An 11,063-nucleotide genomic window follows, 5' to 3' on the forward strand; every position below is an offset into this window, starting at 1 on the left:
ATTTTTTTTTTAGAAAGTTACACTAAGCCCAAGTGAATAAATTGCGGGAACCGGATAACCGCCCGTGTCTACACCGAATCTTGTAGGACTACCCGGAGCTTCAGGCGAAAATCCTGAATTGTTAGCCCATGTAAAAGGATTTTGCGCATTGAGGTACAGTCTAAGATTTTGGATAGATATACTTTCGAGAAATTTCGTATCAAAAGAATATCCCAATTGGATGTTCCTTAATCTCATATAACTTCCGTCTTCAATCATGTAAGAGGAATTGTTGTTGACATTATATCCTGTAGCAGTATTAAGCCTAGGCTCCCAGTTGGATGTACCAGGGCCATTCCAGGCATTAAGCCTGTCAGACCTGAAGTTAAAAGGCGCAAATGTTGATCCGTTACCCCAGTCTCTCCAAATCTCATTTCCGTAAACTCCCTGGAAATCTGCAGAAAAACTGAAATTCTTGTAGTTTAAATTGAAAGAGAATCCATAAGTGAAATCAGGTGTTGGGTTGCCAATAATACCGCGGTCATCACCATCAATCACGCCGTCGTTGTTCCTATCCTTAAATTTAAGGTCACCCACATCATAACTTCCAAGGGCACTTGGAGGTGAAGCGAGGATATCAGCATAAGACTGGTACACGCCTTCGACTTCATAACCATAAAATGCACCGATTGGAGCACCTGCTTTTACAATTGATGAGCCGTTTTGGAAAATGGATCCGGAATCATAAGTTGAAATCACTTCGTTTTCAAAAGTTGTAATGTTTCCTGACACGGAATATTCAAAATCACCAACCTTATCTTTCCACGTTCCCATCAATTCAATTCCTTTGTTGCTTATTTCCCCCGCATTTACATATTTACGAGACGCTTGATTACCGCCGAAGAATACGAAATCCAACAAATCACTGGTCTTTTTGTCATAATAATTTGCTTCAAGGGACAAACGGTTTTTCAGCGTGGCCAATTCAAAACCAAATTCATAAGAAGTAACCACCTCCCAATTGAGTTCATCATTTGGAATGAATGCGCTTGTTAATCCTATTGCAGGATCATCACCGAATACCGCAGCTCCGGCCGTTCCTGCCACAAATCCCGGATATGCCGGATAAGGGATGCTGCTTACCTGATTTCCAAGTTGTCCTGCTGATCCTTTTATTTTTAGATAATTGAACGCCGAATTATCCATAAAAGATTCCTTTGAAATTTCCCATGCAGCTCCTACGGACCAGGCATTGAATTTCTTTGTAAGCTCTGAAGAAGCATCATTCCTGTAAGTAGCGTTCAATAGGTATTTCCCATCGTAATTATATAATACCCTTGCCAGATAAGACACTGTCGAGCGGCTGTCCTCGCTTGAATTGGAAACCCTCGATGCGATATCACCAAAAGGGGAAACATTAATATACCAGAAACGTGGGTCGTTCGGAATCTGGAAGCCATTCTTAACGTCGGCTAACACTGTACCGTCCATCGAACTGTATCTTGTTTCTGAACGTGTATAACCAAAAACCGAGGCAAATTCGTGCTTTCCAAAACTTTTGTCGTAAGTCAGCAACAGTTCCTGTTGCACATATTGAGCGTCACTTTTGAATTGATTGACTTTAGTTACTGTATTTCCTGAATATGGTGTCAGCTGGTTTGAATCAGCATCAAATACGTCAAAAACCGGCGTATATCCGCGACCTCTTGAAAAACCAAGATCGGCAAGGTAATTTCCTCTGATCTTCAGGTTGTCAATCAGCTTAAACTCAGCAAAAGCATTCCCTACGAAACGGGTATCACGATTAATCTGTGTCCCATTATTTACAACGTCAACACTTGCAAGTGGGTTACCAATCTGCGGACCGCCAATCTCCGAAGGCAACTGATTGTACACACCTTCCGCTACGTTAAAAGGTGTAACTATAGGTGTTGCATTTAATGCTGAGTTAAAGTCATGAAGTTGCGGCAATCTGGCATCATAACCATTCATACCAACACCTACTTTAAAACGATCGCTTACCTTTAACTCATCATTGATACTGAATGTAAATTTTTTAAACTCTTCGTTTTTAATCAATCCATCTTCCTGCGTATAACCTGCTCCAACGTATATCCTGTTTTTGTCTGTACCATTGGATACCGAAATGTTATACATTGTAATCATTGGGTTATTGGCTGAAATTTCATCCACCCAATTGGTATCACCCATGTAAAGGGCATAATCATAGGGTGTAAGCCCTTGATTGGCCCGTTGCTGATTGTAAAGTGTCCTGAACTGATCGCCATTCGTCATACTTGGCGCATCTTTAATATCTTTCACACCTGTTGAAGTGTTGAAATTTACGACCGTTTTACCTTCTTTCGCTTTTTTAGTGCTAATGATAATTACCCCATTTGCACCTCTTACCCCAAATACTGCCAACGATGAAGGATCTTTTAAAACTTCAATCGAATCGATGTCGTTAGGATTGACGAAACTCATATTATCGTTCCAGATTCCATCAATTACATAAAGTGGTTTTGTTTTAAACTTACTCACAGTACCACGAATCCTGATGTCGGGCTCCTGTCCCGGCTGTCCGGCATTGGTAATCTGTAAACCTGCTACTTTTCCCTGCAATGACGCCACGGGATTGGTATTCGGTTTGTCTGCCACATCGCTGCCTTTCACCTTTACAATTGATCCGGTAAGGTCCCGCTTGCTTGCAGTACCATAACCAATGACCACCACTTCAGAAAGGTCCGTGGTTGCAGGTTTCAGGGACACGGTCATTCCTGCTGAAGCAACAACTGTCTGTGACTGATAACCCATAAACGAAAATTGAAGCTGGTCACCCGGATTTGCTGCGACCGAGAAATTACCGTCCATGTCGGTAATGGTACCGGTTGTTGATGATACTAATGTAACACTCACACCCGGCATAGGCATCCCCATCTCATCTAACACTTTACCTGAAATGTTCTGGGCAGATGCCCAGGACGGTAAGCATAGTAGAGAAACGAATGCCATGAGGCTAAAAATAGAATTTCTCATGTATTAATTTGTTAAAGTTAGTAACGCCAAATTAAGCAATTACATCGTTTGAGTAAGTTAATGCGTGTTACTACACGACTACATCAAATTTTTAGAATACTTTAACAAATGAGTGTTTATAAGCGTTTTTATGGATAAAGAAAACGTTTTCGCGAATTAGATGATGTAGTGATGATGTAGTATAATAATGTAGAAGAAGTAGTGTACTGCAGCTTTATACTGTACCATAATCGCTTCTTAAATGGCAAGCATGAATTTATTAAGATTTTCCTCCTGATTTAAATTCAGCTTTTTACGAAGCCTGTACCTATGAAGCTCCACCCCGCGAAATGAGATGTTCATCATCGGTGCAATTTCTTTCGAAGAGAGATTCATTTTAAGATAAATGCACAACCGGATGTCTTTTGAAGTTAAGCTTGGGAATTTTTTTGTCAGGTTAATGATAAACTCATTATGGATCTGGTTCAGGTTGGTTTCAAAGGTTTCCCACTCGTGTTTGTTGACCGAATTGATTTTTACCACTTTCCTGATTTCATTCTTCAACTTAGAAATATCATCTTCTGATTCCAGTAAATGCTGGATGTTCTCAATCATTTCGCTCTGCTTTGCAATCGAAAGCGATTTACCCGCAACCTCGCTGGATTTCGTTTGGATCTCGAGTTCAAGGATATGCTTTTCATACTCCTGCACGTTGAGCTCGTTTTCGGCTTTGAGTTCTAACTCCAGTATTTTCTGCTCATGTTTGAGTTCTTCTTCCTTAAGCTGTAACTTCTGCATATAGCGAAATTTATTCCAGCGGTAATACAAAAAGAAACTACCCGATATGATCAATATGTAAATCAATATCATCCACCACGAAAAATACCACGGATTGTCCACATCAAACCTAAAATCTTTTACCTTAATGTAATCTTTCCCGTTGAAGAAATAAAAAGTGACCAATTGGTTGCCACTGTGCAAATTATTCAACACCAGATTCCCCTTTATGACCCGCTGAAAATCGCCTGAACCATTCAGCTTGTAAAACAAATCCTGCCTGTTATAGCCATAATTCCCGGGAATGACGTTGATCTCGACCGATTGATTGTATTTGATGTCAGTATTATCGTTGATAAGATTACCCTGATAGAACGCTTCAATACGCACCACATCTGCGCGGTGCTCCGATTGGCCAAGTTCGTATGATATGAATCCGTCGTCAAGGTTCAGCAGTATTTTGTTGCCTGTCTTGTATGCTTTAGAGCTTTCAAAAATGAGCTTCCCTTCATAATATTTTTCAGGAATCAATTCCCATACAAATTCATTATTCACCTGAGAAATCACATACAGCAGACCCGCATTTACGACAATGAAATTCTCATCATCAATCGGGATGATGTCCGAAATGTTCCGAAAAGACTTATTGAAGATATTGTCCCTAACCAACTTTTCAGAGATGGCATTGAACGTATACCAAACTTTATTGATAAGGAACAAAATCTCGTTCTTATAAGTAAAAATCTTGACCCCAAAATCATTCGTAAGCCCGTTTTGCTGCGAAATATTTCCAATCTCAATGGTATTGAAATTGTCGTCATACCTGATCCTGTAAAGGCTCCTGTAATTGTCGGCAGCCCAAAGTTCATTGGGTTTATTCTGCGCAACATTCCTGATAGGTTTGGTCAATTTTGACAGGAATTTTGATTTTGAGAAATCATTGGCATCCGTATAGTAAGCAATTCCTGCATAATTCGGCTGAAAATATACATGATCATAGTCGCTTTTATAAAAACTCCATCCACCATTGACATTATTTACCTTTTTAAGGTTCTTTCCGTCAAATATAAATGTACCGTCATTGTGTCCGATAATGTATCGGTTGTCGATTTTATAAATATCCCAAACCTGCCCCTGTGAGTTTGGTATGGACTGTAATTTTTTATCCCTGTAAATAAAAACGCTGTGGTTGGTGACAAAGAGATACCCGTCATCAATTGTCGAAATTCCATAAACAGAACCCAGAATCCCGAGATTGTCGGAAAATACATTAATCGCCGAGTTGATCTCGACATGCGCAATACCATTGTCAAGTCCAAGCCATATGTCATTTTCCTTATCCACTAAAATGGAAAGCACCGCATTATTCCTCAGCGTATTTTCGCGGTTGAAATTTTTATAGGAGTTGTCTTTTAAATCGACAATATATAAGCCCTGAAGCCCGGTACCCACGGCAAGTGTACTGTCGTTTACGAATTTGGCCGTTACGATCACTTGTTGCTTCAGCTTGTCGTTCAGCGGATTGTCCCAAGGCACCAATCGCTCATTTTCAGTGACATACACGCCATTTGTTTTCGTAAAGACGTAAATCCGCCCGTTGGATTTTTCGATGTGGTGGATGACATTATTGTCTACTTGGGACCAATGTGCCTTTTTGGTGAAATGCGTACCATCCATCACGTAAATCCCTTGTCGCACAGAAGCTACATAAATCTGATTATCAACAATGTAACAATATGAAATCTGAAAAGGAAATCTGATTTTCCGGATTCCGGCCTGGTCATAAATAAAAATTTCATTGAACGACTGGAAATAAATCCGTCCATTCAGCTTGAAGATTTTCCATATTTCCTCATTATCGGAACCGCTGAACAAATCTTTGCCTGTAAGTGAAAAATATTTCATTTTCCCCTGAATCCTTTTCCAATAACCAAACTCCTTATAAGAACCTGTATATATTTTATCCCCATCTATAAAAACCGAACGGATCACCGTTTTGTTAGGAAGCGTATATTTTTCCCATTTCACGCCGTTATAGCGCAGGAAATAATGGTTGTTCGCAAAATATATCGCGTTATCATTCCCCTGGGCTACGTTCCAGTTCTGGTTGTCTCCCCCATATTCGGTCTTGGTAAAATTTTCGACAAACGGAAGCAGTTCCTGAGCATGGGCTGCAGCAAAAACGAAGGAAAAGGCAATAATTAAAATCCGCTTCACGAACAATATGATTTTTTCAAATATAAATACATTTCCGATAGCAAACCTTACTTAACAACAAATTCCGGCTGGATAAGGGCCGGAATTGTTAGATAATATATTAAGGATTATTCTTTTATCAACCGCTTGACGGCAACCTTATCGTCAGCAAAACGGATCTGGACAATATATACGCCTGACTGCAGTGAAGACAGGTCAATTTGTCCTCCTGAATTTCCTTTAAGGATTTCCTGCCCAAGGACATTACATAGTTTGACATCCTTTACCTGGGCATCTGATTGGATCGTTACATAATCGTTTGCAGGATTCGGATAGAGGGTAAAACTCGCTTCATTGATATCCGATGTTGACAAAGGTGTTGTCATATTTCCCTGAAGGTACACTGAAACCGGTATGTATCCCTGCTGGCCGACGAATTGCGCCGACGGAACAGTAATCTTGAAAGAATGTGCACCGGCTGCTAAATTTCCAAGCGGTATCCTCCTGATCGGAATGACGTCCCCAGGGCACCAGTTGCTGAAAGACTGCCATTCGGCCGGTGTTAGGGGCGTGGGACCGTAAATTCCGTTAGACTGGGTATTGTACATCCTGAAAGGCTCGCATGTGGGGCTACCCGGTTGGTAAATTAAAACCAGATTGTTATCCCGGTAAATAAAATGGTTCCTCCTGTTGTATTCTTCGCCACCTGAATTTGAGCCATGGTTAGAAGTAATCAGATAAAAACTGGCGTTATTGACTGCAGCCGGAAGATTAAAGTTAATGGTCCTTACCGTTTGCCCTATTACATCCGTCGCACCTGCGGCATAATTGTTGAGATCTTTCTTAAAATTCAGCGGCAATAAATAATTGTATCCGCTTTCTCCAATAGCATCGGTATCAGATACAAATTCCAATGTCCCGAAAAACACATCATTGCGGCCGGAACAGCCCGCAATCTCATTTTGTGCCGCATAAGGCACACCGAAGATTTCCAATTCCACCCAGATATCATATACTGCAGTAATGGATGGATCATTAAAAATCTTATATATGTTGGATACGTTAAAAGTATATGGCACCTCATTAGGCGTAGCATTTTTATTCATAAATGGGGTAATGAAACGCCCTAATTCAATGCGTTGCACATCGTTAGGATTATAAGTAGCCGCTCCTTTTGGCACAAAAGCCAGGTTGACATTACCAATACGGTCGTAATTATCACAGGACGCCTTTACAGTCACATTCATCGTAACTGATGGGCCAAATGAAGCCAGTTCATCTTCTGTAAGCATTTTAGCATATAAATCATTCCTGTGACGGATGACACCAGGAGGTGGCGTTGGTGCTGAAACTGTTGCGGCATAACCGTCGAAGAAAAGGATTTCGTCGAATACGGTCAGGTTGTAAATGGTAAGTGCCTTTTTAGCTGGAAAATGATGTACGGGTGTAGTCGATGCCTTGCTGTCAAAAGTATTCAGGAAAAGGCAGGCCATTAAAAAAAGTAATGTTCTTTTCATCGTTTAGTGTATTTGGATTAGTAGCGCCTAAAGATACTAATTAAATCCAATTTCACTAAAATGAAAATCCCGGCTAAACCGGGATTTTTTCTAACTCATAACCATTTACATAATCCTGCAAATGTTTGAACCGTTCTGTAAGTTTTCCGTTTTCAGTGATTTTCGCACGCTGGAGTATGCCGTCCTTGTCACCGTTGAAAAAGGCAGGCACTACGTGTTCCATAAACATTTCACCGAATCCTTCACTCGCATCCTTCGGCAATTCGCATGGAAGGTTGTCTACCGCCATTACTACAATGGCTGCCGGATGGAAAATATCCACTTCCTCGTGCTTTGACGGAAGGTAACCATAAAGCGGATCGGCAATAGTCGAAGCCTTAATCGTTGATGCAATCGGGCCATCCACATCGCAGGAAATATCGGCAATGACTTTAATTTTATTATCATGTGCCATCAGCATGCTGCGCGTAAGTATTACCGGCGCGTCATTGGCATAAAAATGTCCTGCAATGAAAATATCGGAAACTTTTGTAAATCTTTCAAAATCAGACACATAAGCTTCCGGATTGCTGTAGAAATCTCCTTTACTTGCAGTACTCCCGTCAGCGCGCCTGTTGTAATCCAACACATCGATTTGCGTATAAACAGGCCCGGCGAAATTTTTGGTCAGGTAATCCTCTATGGAAACCTGCTTGATTTTCATTGCATCAAGGATTTCCTTTGCCCCGCTGCCTACTTTCCCATGGCCCGTAAGCACAATCTTGATAGGTGGCAACACCAAACGCTTCAGCCTTTGCACGAGGTCTTCCTTATGCGCCAATGTTTCGGCTTTAGGCAAGCTGAACAGTTCAAATTTAATCCCAAAAGCGCGCATGCCGTTATAAGCCCCTACAATCCCTGCATAACGCCCAAAACCGATAAGCCTCTTGAAATGCTTGTCGACAATAGTCTCGTGGTCGTATAAATCGATTTTTTTTTCTAGAATGGCCTGAAGCAGTTTGCGGTTGTGCGGCTGTTTTTTGATCGTGTGTGAAAAAAAGAAGTACTTTTTACCGGGAATCAACGCATCAACAGGCACTTCCTTTACACCGAAAAGCACATCACAATCACTCATGTCTGTGCTGATTTCCAGGCCAAGGTCTGCATATTGCTGGTCTTTAAAGATTCTGATATCAGAACTTTCGACTTTGATTTCAGCTTCCGGATGTTGGGTTTTAAGGCGTACTAATTCCTCAGGGGTAAAGACTACCCTTCTGTCAGGCGGGTTTTTTCTTTCTTTTATAATTCCGAATTTCATAGCGCAATTTTAAAAATCAAATCATTATGTTTGATTTTTTATTAATTTATTTTAGAATATTCTGGCAATTAACAAAACGATTATTCTTGCAGAATATTTTCACTCTCTTTCAATATTTTGTTACAAATATAACATTTAAAACGGGAGGCAAAATCATTTTGAAAAAAAAATTATCCTGCAATTTTTTGACATTTAAGGGGTTAAATTTAACTGCCGGAAATTATACTAAGTATTGCTTAAAATTCGCTGCAGAAATGCCTCATTCTTTTATATTTGCTATCATAACATATACGTAAAAAATGAATTGGTTGCGCGCTTCTGTCTTATTTTCAATGCTGGGTTTTAGCCTGTTTTTCTGCTCCTGCAGGGAAAAGGATCCTGCCGCAAACCTGGCCGATTCGTACCGGAAAGACAATCCTTTTGACACGCAGATGCCAAAAATAAGCGCTGCCTATAAAGAAGCGAAAAGGCAGAAAGTAGAAGCATTCTTTAATAAAACCTGGGGCAACCGCATGAACGGCAGTTTCCTGGTGGCCAAGAACGGGCAGATCATTTATGAAAATTACCAGGGGTATTCAAGCATCGAAAAAAAGCTTGATATCACGGCGACAACCCCGATACACATTGCTTCAATGACAAAAGTGCTGACTGCAGCGCTCGTCCTTCGGTTGATTGACGCAGGAAAGCTTGACCTTGGACAGGATGTCAGTACCATACTTACCCCGTTCCCTTATCCTGATATCACCATTCAGGATTTGCTCGACCACCGCAGCGGATTGCCTAATTATGCTTATTTCTGTGATGAGAAAGGCGTTTGGGACCATTCCAAAACACTGACAAACCAGGATGTACTGAATTTGATGAACGAACACCACTTCCCGCAGCAATTCCCGAGCGGGCGACGCTTTGCGTATTGCAATACGAATTATGCCATGCTCGCCCTGGTTATTGAGAAAATTACCGGGATGACCTATCCTGAAGCGATGAAAAAAATGTTGTTTGAACCGTTGAAAATGAGCAATACGTTCGTTTTTGATATGAAAGACAAAGACAATGTGAGCCAGACTTACAAAGGCAATATGCGCCTGCGGTTTGACCATCTTGACGGCACCTATGGCGATAAAAATGTGTATTCTACCCCGCGTGACCTGCTGAAATTTGACATGGCTACGTATTCCCCGAATTTCCTGAGCGCAGGCCTTGTGGAAAAAGTGTATAAAGGTTATAGTTACGAACACAAAGGCACCCGCAATTACGGCCTCGGGATCAGGATGTATGAATGGCCGACAGGACAGAAAATGTATTATCATAATGGCTGGTGGCATGGCAATACCTCATCTTACATTAAGCTGAAGAAGGATACAGTGACCATCATCGCAATTTCGAACAAATACAGCAAATCGACTTACCAGGCCTGGAAACTGGCTCCGGCATTTGGGGATTACCCGGTGAAGGTGGACAAGGCGGACGGCGAGGAATAGTAATCAGTTGGAAGCAGAAACGTGATGCGTGGTAACTGCCGCGTGAGGGATGGAAGAGGCAGCCCGGAGCCTGGAAGGCGAGGACTACAGCGGACAGCCCGACCCGCAGGGGCACGCCCAAAAACAGTAAACGATCGGCAGTCGTCAGATTCGATATAAATTCGTAATTCGTAATTCTTAATTCATAATTATCAACTATATTTGCGCTCCTTATTGGGGTCGACTGGTTTTGACAGCAGGTCGAATTGAACGATAAGCATGCCGAGAATGGGGACAATTTCTCGTTAATCCAAAAGTCCCAACACTTTTACACGGCGAAAATAACTACGCTTTAGCTGCTTAATCCGAATTATAGTACGATGAGCCACGTCTCTGCAAGGCAGGGAAGCTGGATTCTCCTTGAAAGCCCTGGTCTGTGGCGTTCTTTAAAGGGGAACCGTAAAAATAGACCTAGGGATGTTGAAGCTTCGGCGCCATCCTGACAACTAAGAAGCTAAGCATCAGTCGGCTGTTCCTGGCCACAGCTGATGACGAAAATCCAATCAGGAAATAAGCATGTAGAAAGTCCTTTGGTTGCCTGTTTGGACCCGGGTTCGATTCCCGGCGACTCCACCTGACGGGACAAGATGATATTTTTATCGTTTTGTCCCGTTTTTATTTGTTGTAACTTATTGTTATTCAATAAAATAAGAAGGAGTAAATCGTTGATTCTCGGAGTTCGACATTTGTTTTCTGAAAATTCAATTTTTTCGGGGAATATCGAACTCAGCAACCTTTGTTTTCTGATAACATCAGCATTTT

General features: G+C 41.4%; 5 protein-coding genes and 1 other RNA gene. 2 read left to right on the top strand and 4 right to left on the bottom strand.

Going from position 1 to position 11,063, the window contains the following annotated elements:
- Nucleotides 1–9: 9 nt before the first annotated feature.
- The 4 genes from HYN49_RS13005 to HYN49_RS13020 form a co-directional block, all read right to left on the bottom strand.
- Nucleotides 10–3,015 carry a SusC/RagA family TonB-linked outer membrane protein gene (locus HYN49_RS13005; protein WP_108904515.1) on the bottom strand — a complete coding sequence of 1,002 codons (3,006 nt, stop codon included), beginning with the start codon at nucleotides 3,013–3,015 and terminating at the stop codon, nucleotides 10–12.
- Nucleotides 3,016–3,252: 237 nt separating this feature from the next.
- Nucleotides 3,253–5,988: a helix-turn-helix and ligand-binding sensor domain-containing protein gene (locus tag HYN49_RS13010; RefSeq protein WP_108905083.1), complete on the bottom strand. Its 2,736-nt coding sequence runs from the start codon at nucleotides 5,986–5,988 to the stop codon at nucleotides 3,253–3,255.
- Between the two features lie 107 nt (nucleotides 5,989–6,095).
- Complete coding sequence (locus tag HYN49_RS13015; RefSeq protein WP_146185104.1) at nucleotides 6,096–7,484, bottom strand: peptide-N-glycosidase F-related protein; 1,389 nt, start codon at nucleotides 7,482–7,484, stop codon at nucleotides 6,096–6,098.
- A 73-nt stretch (nucleotides 7,485–7,557) separates the two neighbouring features.
- Nucleotides 7,558–8,781, bottom strand: coding sequence for an NAD(P)-dependent oxidoreductase (locus HYN49_RS13020; RefSeq protein WP_108904517.1), 1,224 nt, complete (start codon nucleotides 8,779–8,781; stop codon nucleotides 7,558–7,560).
- Nucleotides 8,782–9,080: 299 nt separating this feature from the next.
- Here HYN49_RS13020 and HYN49_RS13030 point away from each other — a divergent pair, with 299 nt between their 5' ends.
- Both HYN49_RS13030 and ssrA read left to right on the top strand, forming a co-directional pair.
- Entirely contained in the window at nucleotides 9,081–10,262 is a 1,182-nt protein-coding gene (locus HYN49_RS13030; RefSeq protein WP_245892196.1) for a serine hydrolase domain-containing protein, read from the top strand.
- Nucleotides 10,263–10,477: 215 nt separating this feature from the next.
- Nucleotides 10,478–10,877: a transfer-messenger RNA gene (gene ssrA, locus HYN49_RS13035) on the top strand.
- Nucleotides 10,878–11,063 lie beyond the last annotated feature (186 nt).

Source organism: Flavobacterium pallidum (genome assembly GCF_003097535.1).
Lineage (GTDB): Bacteria > Bacteroidota > Bacteroidia > Flavobacteriales > Flavobacteriaceae > Flavobacterium > Flavobacterium pallidum.